Genomic DNA, 17,015 nt, shown 5'->3' with positions numbered 1-17,015 from the left:
CCGATTTACTGCCAGGAGCCGACGTCGGCATCGTTGCCTTCGCCGCCGGCCTTGTTGTCCGCGCCGTAGCTGAACACGTCGACTTCGCCGTGCACGCCCGGATTCAGATATTGATACTGGCCGCCCCACGGATCGGCCGGCAGGCGCTCGAGATAGCCGCCGTCTTTCCAGTTGTTCGGCACCGGCTCGGTCGTCGGCTTTTCGATCAGCGCGCGCAGGCCTTGCTCTTGCGTCGGATAACGGCCGTTATCGAGGCGATACAGCTTCATCGCCTGCATGATGGTGCCGATGTCCTGCTTCGCGGCGACGCGGCGCGCCTCGTCCGGGCGGCTCATGATCTTCGGCACGATCAGCGCGGCGAGAATGCCGAGAATCGCGATCACGACCATGATTTCGATCAGCGTGAAGCCGCGCTGGCGGCGTCCTTGCGCCTGAGCTTGTTGAATTTGCATGCGGCGTTGGGTCCACAATTGCATGACTGCTACCTCTTGAATTGAAAATATTGTTTCCGGGTCTTGCCCGGTGATTACAAAAATCGCGCGGCTTTCCGCCTTGCCGAAGCCGCCGGTCATTCTATCGATCCGCTTTCGTCGCGTGATTCGGCCGCAAGCGAGGCATCGCGTCGCGTTCAGCGCACCCAGATCGTCGGGCCGGGCGGATTCTGCGGCAGGAAAATCTCCGACTTGACGCCGTTGCGCTCGATGATGATCGAGCGCGCGCGCACTTCCGAAAGCTTCACGCCTTGCGTGAGCGGACCGCCCAGCGACACGGCTTTCGCCGCCTCGCCGCCGTAACTCACGATGGCCGCCGCGCCGCCCTGCAGCGCGAGAATGCCGAACAGATGCACGTCCGAATTGGCCTGACGCTCCAGCCGTCCGCCGAAAATGGTCGCAGCCTGCTCGACCGACGGCTGGCGCGTCGCCGCCGCGGCGGGCAGCGGCGCGGTTTGCCGCGAAGTCAGCGTGACGACCCAATACGTCACCGTCACGCAAAAGAGCGCGAGCGCGGCGAGCGTCAGTAAGCGAGTTTGAAGGGCGTTCATCACTGCACCAGATTATTCAGTTCGATGATCGGCAGCATCACCGCGAGCACGATCACGAGCACGACGCCGCCCATCGCAAGGATAAGCAGCGGTTCGAGCAGGCTCGTGAGGAACATCGTGCGGCGTTCGAGTTCGCGCGCTTCGCCTTCGGAAGCGCGGTCGAGCATCGTGGTGACGTCGCCGGTCGCTTCGCCCGAGCGGATCAGGTGAACCAGCACCGGCGGAAACGTCTTCGTGTTGCCGAGCGCGCGCGACAGCGACGAGCCTTCGCGCACGCGCACGATGGCGTCGTCGACGTTCTCGCGCATCGCCGTGTTGCTGAGCGTTTCGCCCGCGGCCTGCAGCGCGCGCAGGATCGGCACGCCGGCGGCGGTGAGGATCGCGAGCGTGCTGGCGAAGCGCACGGTGTTGTAGCCGCGCACCAGCTTGCCGATGAGCGGCGCGCCCAGCAGCCAGCGGTCGAACGACATGCGCGGCCCGGGCCGCGCGAGAATCGTCTTCACGAGCCACGCGAAAATCACGACGCCGATCAGCACGGCCCACCAGTAACTTCGGACGAAGGCGGAGAGCGCCATCATCATGACGGTCAGGAAGGGCAGCGCCTGCTTCGTGCTCGCGAACACGTTCACGACCTGCGGCACGACGTAACTCAGCAGGAACGTGACGATGCCGAACGCAATGATCGTCACGATGCCCGGATACGTGAACGCCAGAATGATCTTCTGCTTCAGCGCATTACGCTGTTCGATGTAGTCCGCGAGACGCGACAGCACGAGGCCGAGCTTGCCGGTATGCTCGCCCGCCGCGACGAGCGCGCGGTAAATCTCCGGAAAGTCCTTCGGATGCTGCGCGAGCGCGTTGGCGAACGAATGGCCGCCGAGCACTTCGGCGCGGATCGCGGCCATCAGTTCGCGGATGTAATCGCGCTCGGATTGCTCGGTCAGCACCGCGAGCGTCTCGCCGAGCGGCAAGCCCGCGATCAGAAGACTCGCGAGCTGACGCGTGAGAATCGCCTGTTCACGCTGCGACAGCCGCCGCCCGAGCGACAGGCGCTGCTGGCGCTCGCCGCGCGTGCGCGAGCCCGCCGCCTCGACGACGAGCGGTGTCAGCCCTTGCGTGCGCAACTGGCTGCGCGCGGCGCGGGCGCTGTCGGCGTCGAGCACGCCTTTTTGCGTCTTGCCCGCGTGATCGATCGCCTCGAAACGGAATGCCGGCATCTGCTTATTCTCCGCCCGTCACGCGCAACACTTCTTCCAGCGACGTCACGCCGGCCGCGAGCCAGCGATCGCCGTCCTCGCGCAGCGTGCGCATGCCTTGCTTGCGGCCCGCCTCGAGAATCTCGGCATCGGCCGCATTGCGATGGATGAGCGGGCGGATCGCGTCGTCGATCAGCAGCAGCTCATAGACACCGCGACGGCCGACGTAACCCGACTGGCCGCATCGGTCGCAGCCGACCGGATGGTAATGCTTCGTGCCGTCTTCCTCGACGCGCTCTTCCTTGCACACCGGACAGAGCTGGCGCACGAGCCGCTGCGCCAGAACGCCGAGCAGCGACGACGCGAGCAGATACGGCTCCACGCCCATGTCGGTGAGACGCGTGACGGCGGAAGCGGCATCGTTCGTGTGCAAAGTGGCGAGCACGAGGTGGCCGGTGAGCGAAGCCTGCACCGCGATCTGCGCGGTCTCGAGATCGCGGATTTCACCGATCATGATGATGTCCGGATCCTGACGCAAAATCGACCGCAACGCGCGCGCGAACGTCATGCCGATGCGTTCGTTCACCTGCGTCTGGCCGATGCCCGACAGGTCGTATTCGATCGGATCTTCCACCGTCATGATGTTGGTGGTCGTCGTCTCGAGGCGCGACATCGACGCGTACAGCGTGGTCGTCTTGCCGGAGCCGGTCGGGCCGGTCACGAGCACGATGCCGTGCGGGCGGCCGATCAGCTTGTCGAACTGGACGAGCGTGTCGCGCGCCATGCCGAGCGTTTCGAGATTCAGGCGTTGCGCGTCCTTTTCCAGGAGACGCAGCACCGCGCGCTCGCCGTGGCCGGTCGGCAGCGTGGACACGCGCACATCGACCGGACGGCCGCCGACACGCAACGTGATGCGCCCGTCCTGCGGCAAACGTTTTTCGGCGATATCGAGCTGCGCCATGATCTTGATACGCGAGATCAGCGCGCCGTGCAGCGCCTTCTTCGGCCGCACGACGTCGCGCAGCGTGCCGTCGACGCGAAAGCGCACGACCGACGCGTTCTCGAACGGCTCGATGTGAATATCCGATGCCTGTTCGCGCGCCGCCTGCGTGAGCAGCGCGTTGATCATGCGGATGATCGGCGCGTCGTCTTCCGATTCCAGCAAGTCTTCGACTTCCGGAATGTCCTGCATCAGGCGCGACAGATCGACTTCGCCTTCCACTTCGCCGACGACCTGCGCGGCGCTGCCGTCGTTGCGCGCGTAGGCCGAGTTGATTGCCGCGGCGAGCTCGTCGGCGGGCTTGCGGATGATCGACAGCGCGCCGAAATTACGCGCGACTTCCGCGAGCGCCGCGTCGGTCGTGCGCTCGCTTATCCAGACTTCGATGCTGTCCGCGTGCTGATGCGCGAGCAGAATCTGCCCGCTGCGCGCGAAGCCGTAAGGCACGAGCCGGGCCGCCAGCGGCGACGCCGCGGTGCTCGCGCTCTCGACTGCATCGTTGACCGTGCTCACGGATGGACTCCCGTTGCGGCATTGCCCGGCATGGCGTTGGTCGCGCCATTGGCCGGAATCGCGTTCGTCGCGCCGTTCGACGGCGCCGGATACGTGCTTTGCGGCGGCAGCGTCGATTGCGGCGCGGTCTGCGTCGGTTGCGGCGCGGGGCCGGCATCCGGATTCTGTGGCAGCGTCGTGCTCGGGCCGGGACCGCGCGTCGTATCGCTCCAGTCCAGCAGATTTTGGGCCGGCGGTCCACCGCCTTCGGAAGGACCGAGCGGTTTCGGCGGCATGACCGGCACGTTCTGATCCTTGATGATGCGGTTATCCGTCGTCGAGCCGTATTGCTGCTGACGCAGATAGTCGTAACGCGTGTTGGCGATCTGCGTGGCCGTCGCCTGGTCGCGCACGATCACCGGACGCAGGAACACCATCAGGTTGGTCTTCGTGCGCGTCTTGCCTTCGCTGCGGAACAGGCTGCCGATGAACGGAATGTCGCCGAGCAGCGGAATCTTGCTGTTGTTGTTGTTGTACTGATCCTGCATCAAACCGCCGAGCACGACGATTTCGCCGTCGTCCGCGAGAATCGTCGACTGCACCGAGCGCGTGTTGATCGTCACGCCGCCCGGATCGTTCTTCGTCGTGGAATCGACGCTCGAATCTTCCTGATAGATCTGCATCTTGAGCACGCCGCCGTCGGTGATCTGCGGCTTGACGTGCAGGGTCACGCCCACGTCGCGGCGGTCGAACGTGTTGAACGCCGTGACCGACGTGGCGGCGTTGGCGGTCGGCGTCGCGTACGAACCCGTCACGACCGGCACGTTCTGGCCGACGACGATCTTCGCTTCCTCGTTGTCGAGCGTGATGAGGTTAGGCGTCGAGAGGATGTTCGCATCCGCCGATGTCGACAGCGCCTGCAAGAGTCCGCCGAGACCGAAGAGATTGCCGAAGCGGTGCAAAAGGCCGATGTTCAAGCCTTGCGCGAGCAGGCCGGACGTCGACGTGAGGGACGACGGATTCTGCGCGATCGCGTTGCCCTGCAAGGTCAGATCGACGATGTTCGTATTGCCGGCGCCGAAGCTCGAGCTGCCGTAGAGCGCGTTGTTGCCGCTGTTGGAAAGCAGCGCGCCCTGCCACTGAATGCCGAGATTCGAACCGCTCGTCGCGGAAAGTTCGACAATCAGCGCTTCGATGTACACCTGCGCGCGGCGCGCGTCGAGCTGGTCGATCACGGTGCGCAGGTTCCGATAAACCGGATCCGCCGCGGTGATGATCAGCGAATTCGTCGCGGCATCGGCCTGGATCATGCCGCCGCCCTGGTCGTTGCCGGAATCGTTGTCCTTGTTCGACGAGAAACTCGAGTCCTTGTTGCCGGTGCCGCCCGACATCGGATTGCTGCCGCTGCCCGAACTGCCGCTGAGTCCGCCCGGCAGCGGCGGCGTGCCGGACGTTCCGGTGGACATCGACGAATTGCCGAGACCGCCGCCGCTCTGACCGAACGTGTTCGAGCTGGTGTTCGACGTGTTGTCCGAGCTGTTGTTGCCCTTGCCGAGCATGCCTCGCAGCGTCTTGGCGAGACGCGTCGCGTCGGCGTTGCGCAGCGCCACGACGTGCATGTTGCCGGGCTGGGTCGTGGGCGCGTCGAGCTTCTGCGCCAGTTGCTTCGCCGCGGCGAGGCGCGAGCTGCTCGATGCGCGGAACATCAGCGAGTTGGTGCGGGCATCGGGCGTGACGGTGACTTTCAGCGTCGCGTCCGTGCTGCCGATCGCGCCGGGATCGAGCAGCTTGTTCATCTGCTCGGCGACGTCGATCGCATTCGCGTTCTTCAGCGTGACGATGTCGACGGAGCGGCCCGCCGCCGTATCGACGCCCGCGATGATGCCCGCGATGCGGCGCACGTTGTCCGCGTAATCGGTGACGACGAGCGTGTTGTTCGCCGGATACGCCGCGATCGTGTTGTTCGGCGAGATCAGCGGACGCAGCACCGGCAGAAGGTTGTTCGCCGATTCGTTGTGCAACTGAAAGACCTGCGTGATCACCTGATCGCCGCGCGCCGCCGGCGCATTGCCGACATACGTGGGCACGCCCTGCAGCTTGGCGTCGGCTTCGGGCACGACCTTCAGGACGCCGTGATCCTGCACGAGCGCGAAGCCCTGCATGCGCAGCGACGACTGGAGCGTCTTCAGCGCTTGGTCCTCGGGAACCGAATTCTCCGAAACCAGATTGAGTTGCCCCTTGACGCGGGGATCGACGATGATCGTTTTGCCGGTAGCGGCGCCGATCGCTTTCGCGACCTGGTCGATATCCGCGTTGACGAAATTCAACGTCACCTGCGCGTGCGCGGCTTGGGCGACGATAAGTCCCGCCGCCAGCATTGCCGTCGCCAGACGACGCAGTGCCATAGGTTGTCTTCTCATGGGTTTGATGTCAGAGCCGGGTCTTCGGAGCCGGCTGAGGCAGCCCCGCTCGTCAGCCGAGAGCGCCGCCAACCGCGGTGTGGAACGGGCGGGCCCGACCCCTCGCGGTTATTTTAAAAAATATGACGATAGCAGCTTTGTGTAACGGAATTGTGCCAATTCGTTCCGGATCACGTTGCCCTAGGCTGCCACGTGCGATACAAAATCCAGCGCTCTCAAGCTTTCGAATAACTTGCCGATAGACCGTATCTGAACGATTCCGAGACTCGGCCGATGTACGCGGGAGCCGAATTGTACAACGTCCAGAAGTCTTATTATTCAGACATTTAGAACAAGTCCGATCAATAGGCCGGTGCGCCTCGCGCGCATGCGGGTTTCGGAGCGCGAAACGGGCGTATGTCTGATAGCCAACTTTTGGGCGGATTCGTCAGCCGGTATGATACGGTCGGTTCCGCATTCCGGGCGGTTACAGAAAGGGTGGGTTTTCCCCATGCACGCCCGGCCGCGGACGTTGATTTGTTGGCGTTGGCGCCAAGGCGCCGCAACGGCGGCATGACGTTCCGCGTGTGCGGATGGAGCAGAAGGAAGATGAAGAGAATATTGCGATCACTGGCGATATGCGGGCCGCTCATGGCGGCCGCGGCCGCGCACGCAGACTGCTTCGACGAAGCGGCGAAGTATCAGAAGGTCAATCCGCTCATCCTGCGCGCGATCGCGTGGCAGGAATCGCACAACAAGCCCGACGCCATCAACAAGAACGCCAATGGTTCGACCGATTACGGGCTGATGCAGATCAACTCGATCCATCTCAACACGCTCGCCCAGTACGGCATCTCGAGCGGCACGCTGATGGAGCCGTGCAAGAGCGTCTATGTGGCCGCGTGGCATCTGCGTCAGAAGATGAACAAGTATGGCAATTCGTGGCAGGCGGTCGGTGCTTACCATTCCGAAACACCTGCGCTGCGCGACAAGTACTCGGCGCAGATCATCGAGATCCTGCGTCGCTGGAAGCTGCTTCAGGCTACGCGCTGACCTTCGCCCGCGCTTTTCCGCATGTGCGCCGCGCACGGCGTGCATTTGATGCAAAATCCCCTATTCGATCGCCCGCGCCGCCCGACCGGCAGCGCGGGTTCGCGCTCGTGCGCTCCGTTCCCTGTCACGCTCCATTGCGATGAATCAGATGCCATTGCCCATTACCGTGCTATCGGGATTCACCGGCGCGGGTAAGACCACGCTCGTCGATGCCTTGCTCGCGAACGCCGCAGGCGTGCGCATCGGCGCAGTGACGTGCAGCAAAGCCGCTTCCGGCGCCGATCGCGAAACCACCGAACTGCCCAACGGCTGCCTGCTTCTGACACTCGGCAGCCGGTCGATGCAAGCGCTCGAAAGCGCGATCAGCTGGATCGCGGAGCAGCAGCGCTTCGATGCGATCGTCGTCGAAACGTCGGGCATCGCCGAACCGATGACCATCGCCGAGCATCTCGCGTTCGGCGACGACGACGATGCGACGCTCGCGGGCCACGCACATCTCGACACATTCGTCACCGTGATCGATGCCGCGAGTTTCCTGCGCGATTACGCGTCCGCGGATTCGCTCGCCGAGCGCGGTCTGTCGCCGGAAGGCCATGACGACGAAGACGATCGGACGGTCGTCGAGACGCTCATCGAACAGATCGAATTCTGCGATGTCATCGTCATCAACAAGATCGATCTCGCCAGCGCGGATGAAATCGAAAAGGTCGCGCGCATCCTGCATGGTCTCAATCCGCGCGCGCTCCAGGTCCGGGCGCAATCGGGCGACGTTCCCATCGGCGACGTGCTGAACACCGGCCGTTTCGATTTCGATGCGACCGCGAGCGCGCCCGGCTGGCTCGCGATCCTGAACGGCGAACATCCGTCGGCCGACGAACCCGATGCGTTCGGCGTGGGCCATTTCGTGTATCGCGCGCGCCGGCCGTTTCATCCCGAGCGTCTGTGGAATCTGTTGCATCAGGAATGGCCCGACGTGCTGCGCGCGAAGGGCTTCTTCTGGCTCGCGACGCGAAGCGATGTAGGCGGCTCGCTGTCGCAAGCGGGCGGAACGGTCCGGCATGGACCGGCGGGACTATGGTGGGCCGCGCAGGATCGCAGCGAATGGCCGACTGACGATCCCGAGCTCGAAGCCGAAATCGTCGCGGAATGGTATGGCGATCCGGATGACAACAGCATCGGCGATCGCCGGCAGGAGCTGGTGCTGATCGGATTGAATCTCGATCCTGCCGTCTGGCAAGACCGCTTCGACGCATGTCTGCTCACCGACGACGAATGGGCGCGCGGTCCCGACGCCTGGCGAAGCTTCGCCGATCCGTTCCCCGCGTGGGAAGTCGAGGACCACGATCATGAGCACGACCACGACCACGGTCCCGACTGCGATTGCGACGATCATCGGCATTGATGCCGGACGAAAAAAAACCCGCCGAAGGGCGGGTCATGTACATCTGGCTACTTCGAGTAGCCGCACAATCGGCAAGATGCTTACCGCTTGTTCACTGCGTCCTTGAATGCCTTGCCAGCCGTAAACTTGACCGTCTTCGCGGCCGGAATCTTGATGGACTCGCCGGTCTTCGGATTGCGGCCGGTGCGCGCTGCGCGCTTTCCCGAGCCGAAGCTGCCGAAGCCGATCAACTGCACTGCGTCACCTTTCGAGACAGCCTTCTTGATCACTTCGAGCAACGTGTCCAGCGTTTCGCCGGTTTGAGCCTTGCTGGCGCCGGTCTGCGCGGCTACGGCGTCGATCAGTTCCTGTTTGTTCATTAAGGTTCCTTTATCAGTTTAGGTTGACACGAACAGCGCGAACGCGCCGATTATACGTGCGCAAACCGTGCAGTCGAGTAGGGACGGCCTTCTGGCGTGCCTCCCCGACGATTCGGCGTTCTTGCGCGGCATCTCACCGGCATTGCTTCACTTCGTCGCCTTCGCGCCGCCTCTATACGCGGCGCTTGGTATGATAGCGCAGCGCAAACCCAATCAGGATAAGGGTTTCAAAGATTTACCCTTATATTTTTGAGGCTCCCGGCCGCTTTTTTGGGCGTAGAACACCAGGGCGCGAACCATGCTACGCGAGCTGATCATCGAATACGGCCTGCCGTTGGTTTTTGCCAACGTTCTGCTCGAGTGCCTCGGCTTGCCGCTCCCAGCCTTGCCCACATTGGTTTTGACGGGAGCGATCGCGGTCTCCGCGAGCTTCGCTTCGGCGTCGGGTTCGGGGCTTGCAACGAGCTTTCCATCGGCGGTGTGGGAGGCGCTCGCGGCCATCGTGGCCACGGCCAGCATCGCGGCGCTCATCGGCGATGCGCTCTGGTTCTGGCTCGGGCGCCGCTACGGCAGCCGCGTGCTCGCCTTCATGTGCAAGCTTTCGATCTCGCGCGATACCTGCGTGAACCGCAGCCTCGACTTCTTCGGCCGCTTCGGCGTACGCATTCTCGCGGTCTCGAAGTTCATTCCCGGCTTGTCGACGTTGGCTATTCCCGTCGCGGGCGCGACCGGTATCGGCATCGGCAGCTTCCTTCTCTATGACGCGCTCGGCGCGCTCTTGTGGTCCGGCATCGGCGTCGCGTTCGGCGCGATGTTCGCCGATCTCGTCGATAGCGTGCTCGCCTGGCTCGACCTGTTCGGACGCGGCGTGATCGCGATCGCGGTCATCGCGCTCGCGCTTTATCTCGCCGTGCGCTGGTGGCAGCGCGTGTCGCTGTTGCGCAGGCTGCGCATGGCGCGCATCGATATAGCAATGCTCCGCACGCTGCTAGAAGGCGAGCCGCCGCCGCTCGTCATCGACGTGCGCCGACGCGAACGTCGCGCGATGGATCCGTTCGCGATTCCCGGCGCGCTGCTCTTGCACGACGACGCCGCATCGCAACTCGCCGGCATATCGCGCGATCGCAAGCTCGTGACCTACTGCGATTGCCCGAGCGAAGTATCGGCCGCGCTCGCCGCCAAAGAGCTGACGGCGCACGGCTTCACCGATGTCGCGCCGCTGCTCGGCGGCCTCGAAGCATGGCGCGCGGCGGGCTACGCGCTCGAACCGCTGATGATCGAAGACGCCGCGAACGGCATGGCGCCGGCCATCGCCAAGTCATCTTCGGCTTGATGTTTCCCAATCTTTCGCATGACCGAATCCCTGCTTTTCGCGCCGCACGATCTGCCCGTGCGCTGGCGGCATGAACGCATCTTCACTTTCGTCGATACGACGTTCAGCGCCTTCCTTCCGCTCTGGCAACGCTGGCGCGACGACGAAGCGCGTTGCGAGCGGCTGCATGTCGTCGCTATCGCGCAGCCGAATGCGCTGAACGAACCGCCTTCGGCCGACGATCCATCGCCGCTCGCCGCCGAACTCGCGCGCGCCTGGCCGGTGCGCGTGCCGGGCGTGCATCGCCTCGAGTTCGATGATGGGCGCGTCGTGCTGACGCTCGCCATCGGCGATGACGTCCACGAGATGCTCGCGAAACTCTGGCTGCGCGCCGACGCGTTTCATCTCGATGCGCCGGACGATCCGCTCAAGCTGTGCAAGACGCTCGCGCGCTTTGCCGGCGACGGCGCGACGGTTTGCGCGAACGCCTCTCCGGCGCATCGTCCGACGTTGCGGCGCGCACTGGCATCGTCGGGTTTCGACTGCTCGCCCGACGCAACGGATGCGCCGCTCGTTGCGTGTTTCGCACCGCGCTGGCGTGTGCGTCGTCATGAACCGCCGCTGCCTTGCGACGCGGGCGCGCGCGAAGCCATCGTCATCGGCGCGGGGCTCGCGGGCTGCGCGGTGAGTTCGCGGCTCGCCGCGCGCGGCTGGCACATCACGCTGGTCGATCGTCATGCGGTCTCCGCGCGCGATGCATCGGGCAATCCGGCGGGCGTGTTTCATCCGATCGTCTGGCGCGACGACAGCGTCGCCGCACGCCTCACGCGCGCGGCATTTCTCTACGCGTTACGCCGATGGCGCGCGCTGGAAGACGCGAATCACGAGTTGCATCGCAGCGGCGCGGGTCTGCTTCAGATCGCCGATACGGCCGAAGACGCCGATGCGCTCGCCGCCGCCATCGCGCGATTCGCGTATCCATCCGACTACGTGCAGGCTATGACGCGCGCGGATGCATCGCGCATCGCGGGCGTCGATGTCGCGCGCGGCGGCTGGTTCTTTCCACGCGGCGGTGCGATCTCGCCCGCGGCCGTGTGCGCGGCGCAAATCGATGACGCTTCGGCGCGGATCACGGCGCGCATGAATACCGAAGTGACGCGCATCGAACACGATGGCCGCATCTGGCGCGCGTTCGACGCGAGCGGCGGTGAGATCGCGAGCGCGCCGGTCATCGTGCTTGCGAACGCGCACGATGCGGCGCGGCTCGCTGGCCTGTACGGCGAACCGACGCGCAGCGTGCGCGGCCAGCTCACCGTGCTCGATAGCTGCGCGCTCGATCCTCTGCGCATGCCGGTGATCGGCGAAGGCTACGCGGTGCCGCTCGGCGCGGGCGGCACGCTCGTCGGCGCGACGTATGACATCGACGATCCCGATCCCGCGATCCGCGAGGCCGGACATCGGGAGAACATCGGGCGCGTGGCGGGCATGTTGCCGGACCTCGCGCTGATGCCGGGCACAGTACGCGCGGGTCGCGTCGCGTTTCGCTGCGTGACGAGCGACCGCATGCCGATGATCGGCCAGCTCGCCGACGAACACGCCGCGCGCCGCGATGCGCGTGAACTGTCGGGCGCGTGGCCGCTCGATCTGCCGCGCATGCCGGGTCTCTATGGCGCGTTTGCGTTCGGCTCGCGCGGACTCGTCTGGGCGACGCTCGCGGCCGAGCTGATCGCTTCGCTCGTCGAAGGTGAACCCTGGCCCATCGAGCGCGAACTGGCCGAAGCCATCGATCCAGCCCGCTTTTTGCTAAAGGCGTTGAGGCACGGCGAGATATCCCCGGCAAGTTGTGGATAAGCCGTCGAATTGCGTGTGAAAGTCGTGTGAACGCGTTGTGCACGTAAATGGGACAACTGAGGCGTCCGGTTTACGCGGCCAAAAGTTGTTCCGCGTTCACCGCGCGGCGCCAACATGTTTACGGCCCGCTTCTGCTTTCTCCAAATGATTGAATGAAAAGACAAAACCCATGTTATCCACAGAAAAGGCGTTGCTTTGTTAACCACTACTACGTTTATATACAGTAAACCTGTAAACACCTGAAGGCGAGTTCATCGGCCGGCCGTAAACGTGGAAGTCCGGTCGCCGGGCAAGCCGGTAGCCGGTCAGGTTTGCCATTCGCGTTCGAGCCTGGCAGTCGCTTTTACTTCATAAGAATCATGAGCTTGGACTTTCTGCCGGGCGACGCGAGGTATGGCACAATCGCGCTTCTTCCTGCGTTGCGCCCTCTCCAAGATGGCGTCCGCTTCAATGGAACGATGGTTGCGAGCCAAGAATCTGATCAACGAAGCCGCAACCGTCGTTTGCTGCGTTCGGCCCGGCATCCGAGCGGGCGCCGCATGCGCCACTCATGTCACACGGATCGGAGATGTCCGGTGCGACATTGAGGGCATGCAAGGCGTCTCGTGGTCAGCCGGACGCGTCGTCTAATTCGTGCACGGTTCCGCCGTGACGCCGTGTTCGTTCGCATTTCGATTCGCCTGAATGAACCAACGCTCGCGTAGCCGGGCGGATGCGCCTCGTCCGCGAGCGCGCGCCGCCGATGCGAGTCACGCAACGGAACGTGCACGCTCTGCTGCAGCACCGAAGGAGAATCCCATACGATGAATTCGGCATTTTCATTTTTGCCCGCCTGGCCGCTCGAACCCGACGCGATTCTCTGGGCCGGCCTCGCGCTCGTCACGGCGGGCCTCGCCGGCGAGTTGCTGTGGCGCGCGTGGCGCTTGCCGCGCATCACCGGTTTCGCGGTGATCGGGCTGATTGCCGGCAACGCGGGCCTCGGCGTCATCGACGCGAGCGCGGGCGGACTGTCGCGGCCGCTGCTCGATGTCGCGCTCGGGCTCTTGCTCTTCGAACTGGGCGGACGGCTCGACTTGCGCTGGATTCGCCGCAATCCGTATCTGATTCTGTCGAGCATCGCCGAATCGACGCTCACGTTCGGCCTCGTGCTGATCGCGCTGACGCTCCTCAACGTGCCGACGATGCCTTCGGTCGTGATCGCATCCATCGCGATGGCCACGTCGCCCGCGATGGTCATCCAGTTGAAGACCGAATTGCGCGCGGAAGGCCAGGTCACGCAGCGCCTCCTGACGCTGACGGCGCTGAACAGCATGTACGCGGTGGTCGTCGAGAAGCTCGCGGCCGGCGTGTTGCATCAGGAAATCTACGGCAATGCGTTTGCGACGATCCTGCAGCCGCTTTATCTGCTGATCGGTTCGCTCGTGCTCGCGTTCCTGCTCGCGCGCGCGTGCAACATGCTTGTGCGGCGCCTGCCCGCGAACGACGAGCATTCGTTCGTCGCGCTCTTCGGGCTCGTGCTGCTGGCGATCGCGATCGCGCACATCTTCAAGCTGTCGACGATTCTCGCGCTGCTCGCCGCGGGCATCATCGTGAAGAACGCCGATGAACGCCCGCAACTGTGGCCGTCGCATTTCGGTTCCGCCGGATGGCTGCTCACCGTGATCCTGTTCGCGCTGACGCTGACATCGTTTCACTGGCGCGACATCGCGCTCGGCGGCGTTGCGGCGGTCGGGCTGATCGTTGCGCGTTTCGTCGGCAAGCTGGTCGGCGTGCTGATTTTCGCGAAACCGAGCGGCCTCAACTGGAAGCAGGGCGCGGCGCTCGGCGTCGCGCTCACGCCGATGTCCGCGCTCGCGTATCTGCTCGTCGACGACATGTACGTGCTCTATCCGGACTACGACCCGACGCTGCGCGCGATCGTCATGTGCTCGATCGTCGTGTTGCAGATCGTCTCGCCTTTCGTCGTGTACCGTAGCCTGTCGGCGGTGGGCGAGCGGCGCGAGTAAGCGCCCGTACTCTTCAAGCATTGTTCATTCAAGAGGCGCCATGGCACTCGAACCTTTCATCAACTCCGAACCGTTCACGTTCGGCGTCGAGCTGGAGATCCAGGTCGTCAACACGCATGACTACGATCTGACGCGCGCCGCGTCGGACCTCATGCGTCTCATCAAGGACGAAAAGATTCCGGGCAACATCACGCCCGAAATCACCGAAAGCATGATCGAGCTGTCGACCGGCATCTGCACGACGCACGAGCAGGCCGTGACGGATCTGCGCAAGATCCGCGACGTGCTCGTCGCCGCGGCGGACCAGCTGAACGTCGGGCTTGCGGGCGGCGGCACGCATGCGTTCCAGCAATGGAGCGATCGCCAGATCTATGACGCGCCGCGCTTTCAGTACATTTCCGAGCTGTACGGATATCTTGCCAAACAGTTCACGGTGTTCGGGCAGCACGTACATATCGGCTGTCCCGATCCGAACAGCGCGCTCTTCCTGCTGCATGCGATGTCGCGCTACATCCCGCATTTCATCGCGCTTTCGGCGTCGTCGCCTTACATTCAGGGCGTCGATACGGGCTTTCACTCGGCGCGTCTGAACTCGGTATTCGCTTTTCCGCTGTCGGGACGCGCGCCCTTCGTGCTGACCTGGGACGGCTTCGAGGAATATTTCTCGAAGATGGTCAACACGGGCGTCGTCAACAGCATGAAGGACTTCTACTGGGACATCCGGCCGAAGCCCGGCTTCGGCACGATCGAAGTGCGCGTGATGGACACGCCGCTGTCCGTCGACCGTGCCGCGGCGATCGCCTGCTACATCCAGACGCTCTCGCGCTATCTGCTGCTGGACAAGCCGCTGACGCCGCGGGAGGACGACTATCTGGTCTACACGTTCAACCGTTTCGAGGCGTGCCGCTTCGGGCTGGAAGGCACCTGCATCCATCCGCAGACGGGCGAGCGGCAGACCATCGGCGAGGACATTCTGGCAACGCTCGACGTGCTCGCGCCGCACGCCGAAGCGCTCGGCTCGCAGGCCGCGCTCGCGGAAGTCGCGGACATCGCGCGCGGCGTGAACGACGCGACGTGGCTGCGCGGCGTGGTCGACAAGGAGAAGTCGCTGCACGAGGCAGTCAGACAGCAATGTCTGCAATGGCGTCGATAACGCAGCGCTTACGCTTACGCTGATGCAATTCAGCGAATCATGACGAAAGGCCGCTTCGAACTATTCCGAAGCGGCCTTTGTTTTTGAGCCGAATGAAACATGTGCTTGACGAGCAACGGGAATAACGCGCTCACGGCAACGTTTGAAAAAGAACCGATTCGACGTCGCTAAGGTTTACTTCGAAGAATCCGTATACATCCGTAATAGTAGTTAACAAGGCCTGCGCGTCGCTGTGGAAAACGTCAAAAAGAGGTTCAGAGTCAACGTGCTAGCGCGATGATAACCATGTGGATCATGCGCTCGTCGCGATACGAAATTCTGGACAACCGAAGGGCGTGCGACGCGCCGGCAGTGTTATCAAGAATACGTCCACAAACAAAGAAGACGTTTTTCCACGGGTTATCCACAGTTCTGCGTGGATAATTAAGGTGTACGTTTATTCTAGGTCGCTTAGAATGGCGACTTTGCTGGCGTAGCGTTATAGTCGGCAGGAAAACAGCGCCACGAGCAGGACCATAAGAAGGCGCAAAACGAAGAGGGTTGCAATGTCCCCAATCAGGCACCGCTAATTGGCTTGGCACGCCTGAATTTTGAGACGGCGGGGACCGAGAACGAAGTGCAGTTCGCAAGGGGTTCGGAGTACTCTTCTGCGGACGGCGTTTCGGACGAGGTGTTCGCGGCGGTCGGCGCGAACGTGCCGTCAAACACATAAGCGGAACAACAAGCGAAAGACTATGAGTGAAGGCGTTTACGGAGAGCAGGCGACGGGGCGGGTGACCCACGGCCTGCTGAGGCTGAGCACCGCGATGCGCAGCCAGGCATGGGAATGGGCGGAAGGCGCGGGGCTGACGCCGACCCAGGGTGAAATTCTCGTTCTGCTGATGCAGCGCAAGGGGCCGATGCGCCTCGGCGAGATCGCGCGTGAAACGGCGTTGACCGCCGCCACGACGAGCGATGCGGTGAGCACGCTCGAAGGCAAGGGTCTCGTCGAAAAGCGCCGCGCGCTCGACGATGGCCGCGCGCTCGCGGTTCGTCTGACCGCGCGTGGCCGCACGGCCGCGAAGAAGGCGCTGCAATGGCCGGACTTCCTCGCGAAGGCGGTCGGCACGCTGCGCGAGGACGAGCAGGTTGCGTTCTACCGCACGCTGCTCAAGACCATCCGTCAGCTCGAATCGCAACAGCAGATTCCGGCGCACCGCATGTGTCTGTCCTGCTCGCACTTCGAAGCGAGCAAGAATCCGAAGAAGACGCCGCATCACTGCTCGCTTCTTCAGATCGACATGGCGGACACCGATCTGCGTCTCGACTGTTCGGTATACGAAGAAGCCGACGTCGCCACGCAGAAGAAAAGCTGGAAGGTCTTCGCCCAGGTCGCCTGATCCGGGCGGACGGCGTACAAGCCATTCGGCGTCATCCGGCGCTGTGGGGCCGCGGCGAGTCGGTTAGACTGTGCCCGTCGCGCCTCACCGCGAGGCGCGGCTCGTCACAACTTCGTTCCGGGCCACACGCGCTCGACCTACGGAAAGCCGCCGATGAAACATGAAGTCCTGGCGATTCGCCACGTCTATTTCGAAGATCTGGGCAGCCTCGAACTCGTGCTCGGCGATCGCGGCCTGCCGGTGCGGTATCTGGACGTCGGGCGCGGGGGGGGGGGGGGGGCCCCCCCCCCCCCCCCCCCCAAGCCTCTAGTTAGTGTGGGCCCCGCAGGGCCCGTTTTTTATAAGACCCAACACCAACACCATCCCCAGCG

General features: G+C 63.8%; 13 protein-coding genes and 1 pseudogene. 8 read left to right on the top strand and 6 right to left on the bottom strand.

Going from position 1 to position 17,015, the window contains the following annotated elements:
- Positions 1 to 5: 5 nt before the first annotated feature.
- The 5 genes from gspG to gspD all read right to left on the bottom strand — a co-directional run bounded on the left by gspG (position 6) and on the right by gspD (position 6,135).
- Positions 6 to 476 (bottom strand): type II secretion system major pseudopilin GspG, encoded by a 471-nt coding sequence (gene gspG / locus NCS03_RS00070; RefSeq protein WP_061132519.1) that lies wholly within the window; start codon positions 474 to 476, stop codon positions 6 to 8.
- Positions 477 to 628: 152 nt separating this feature from the next.
- Positions 629 to 1,042 (bottom strand): general secretion pathway protein GspC, encoded by a 414-nt coding sequence (locus NCS03_RS00065; RefSeq protein WP_175979674.1) that lies wholly within the window; start codon positions 1,040 to 1,042, stop codon positions 629 to 631.
- Positions 1,042 to 2,259 (bottom strand): type II secretion system inner membrane protein GspF, encoded by a 1,218-nt coding sequence (gene gspF, locus NCS03_RS00060; RefSeq protein ID WP_008352392.1) that lies wholly within the window; start codon positions 2,257 to 2,259, stop codon positions 1,042 to 1,044. Before gspF ends, NCS03_RS00065 begins: the two co-directional genes overlap by 1 nt.
- 4 nt (positions 2,260 to 2,263) lie before the next feature.
- Positions 2,264 to 3,751, bottom strand: coding sequence for a type II secretion system ATPase GspE (gspE, locus tag NCS03_RS00055; protein WP_008352395.1), 1,488 nt, complete (start codon positions 3,749 to 3,751; stop codon positions 2,264 to 2,266).
- The gene (gene gspD, locus NCS03_RS00050) at positions 3,748 to 6,135 is read right to left on the bottom strand and encodes a type II secretion system secretin GspD (protein WP_008352397.1); all 2,388 of its coding nucleotides are present in this window, start codon (positions 6,133 to 6,135) and stop codon (positions 3,748 to 3,750) included. The genes gspE and gspD overlap by 4 nt, the downstream gene beginning before the upstream one ends.
- Positions 6,136 to 6,738: 603 nt before the next feature.
- Between gspD and NCS03_RS00045 the strand changes: the two genes are divergently transcribed.
- Positions 6,739 to 7,182 (top strand): lytic transglycosylase domain-containing protein, encoded by a 444-nt coding sequence (locus NCS03_RS00045; protein WP_033536472.1) that lies wholly within the window; start codon positions 6,739 to 6,741, stop codon positions 7,180 to 7,182.
- 139 nt (positions 7,183 to 7,321) lie between these two features.
- The gene (locus NCS03_RS00040) at positions 7,322 to 8,584 is read left to right on the top strand and encodes a GTP-binding protein (RefSeq protein ID WP_250435363.1); all 1,263 of its coding nucleotides are present in this window, start codon (positions 7,322 to 7,324) and stop codon (positions 8,582 to 8,584) included.
- An 80-nt stretch (positions 8,585 to 8,664) separates the two neighbouring features.
- On the opposite strand, the gene NCS03_RS00035 is transcribed toward NCS03_RS00040, so the two are convergent.
- Positions 8,665 to 8,943 carry an HU family DNA-binding protein gene (locus NCS03_RS00035; RefSeq protein WP_008352404.1) on the bottom strand — a complete coding sequence of 93 codons (279 nt, stop codon included), beginning with the start codon at positions 8,941 to 8,943 and terminating at the stop codon, positions 8,665 to 8,667.
- 298 nt (positions 8,944 to 9,241) lie between these two features.
- Between NCS03_RS00035 and NCS03_RS00030 the strand changes: the two genes are divergently transcribed.
- The 6 genes and pseudogenes from NCS03_RS00030 to NCS03_RS00005 all read left to right on the top strand — a co-directional run.
- Entirely contained in the window at positions 9,242 to 10,276 is a 1,035-nt protein-coding gene (locus NCS03_RS00030; RefSeq protein ID WP_008352407.1) for a VTT domain-containing protein, read from the top strand.
- Positions 10,277 to 10,294: 18 nt separating this feature from the next.
- Positions 10,295 to 12,106, top strand: a complete 1,812-nt coding sequence (gene mnmC / locus NCS03_RS00025) for a bifunctional tRNA (5-methylaminomethyl-2-thiouridine)(34)-methyltransferase MnmC2/FAD-dependent 5-carboxymethylaminomethyl-2-thiouridine(34) oxidoreductase MnmC1 (protein ID WP_250528600.1) — start codon at positions 10,295 to 10,297, stop codon at positions 12,104 to 12,106.
- 803 nt (positions 12,107 to 12,909) lie between these two features.
- Complete coding sequence (locus NCS03_RS00020; protein ID WP_008352411.1) at positions 12,910 to 14,112, top strand: cation:proton antiporter; 1,203 nt, start codon at positions 12,910 to 12,912, stop codon at positions 14,110 to 14,112.
- A gap of 40 nt (positions 14,113 to 14,152) precedes the next feature.
- Positions 14,153 to 15,265, top strand: coding sequence for a YbdK family carboxylate-amine ligase (locus tag NCS03_RS00015; protein ID WP_008352412.1), 1,113 nt, complete (start codon positions 14,153 to 14,155; stop codon positions 15,263 to 15,265).
- 734 nt (positions 15,266 to 15,999) lie between these two features.
- Entirely contained in the window at positions 16,000 to 16,644 is a 645-nt protein-coding gene (locus NCS03_RS00010; RefSeq protein ID WP_008352413.1) for a MarR family winged helix-turn-helix transcriptional regulator, read from the top strand.
- A 153-nt stretch (positions 16,645 to 16,797) separates the two neighbouring features.
- Positions 16,798 to 17,015: pseudogene (locus NCS03_RS00005) on the top strand (glutamine amidotransferase); the annotation flags it as partial.

The organism is Caballeronia sp. ATUFL_F1_KS4A (assembly GCF_023630905.1).
In the GTDB taxonomy this organism is placed as follows: Bacteria; Pseudomonadota; Gammaproteobacteria; order Burkholderiales; family Burkholderiaceae; genus Caballeronia; species Caballeronia zhejiangensis.
The sequence above is the reverse complement of the archived record's forward strand: the minus strand, read 5'-3'. Positions and strand labels throughout refer to the sequence as shown.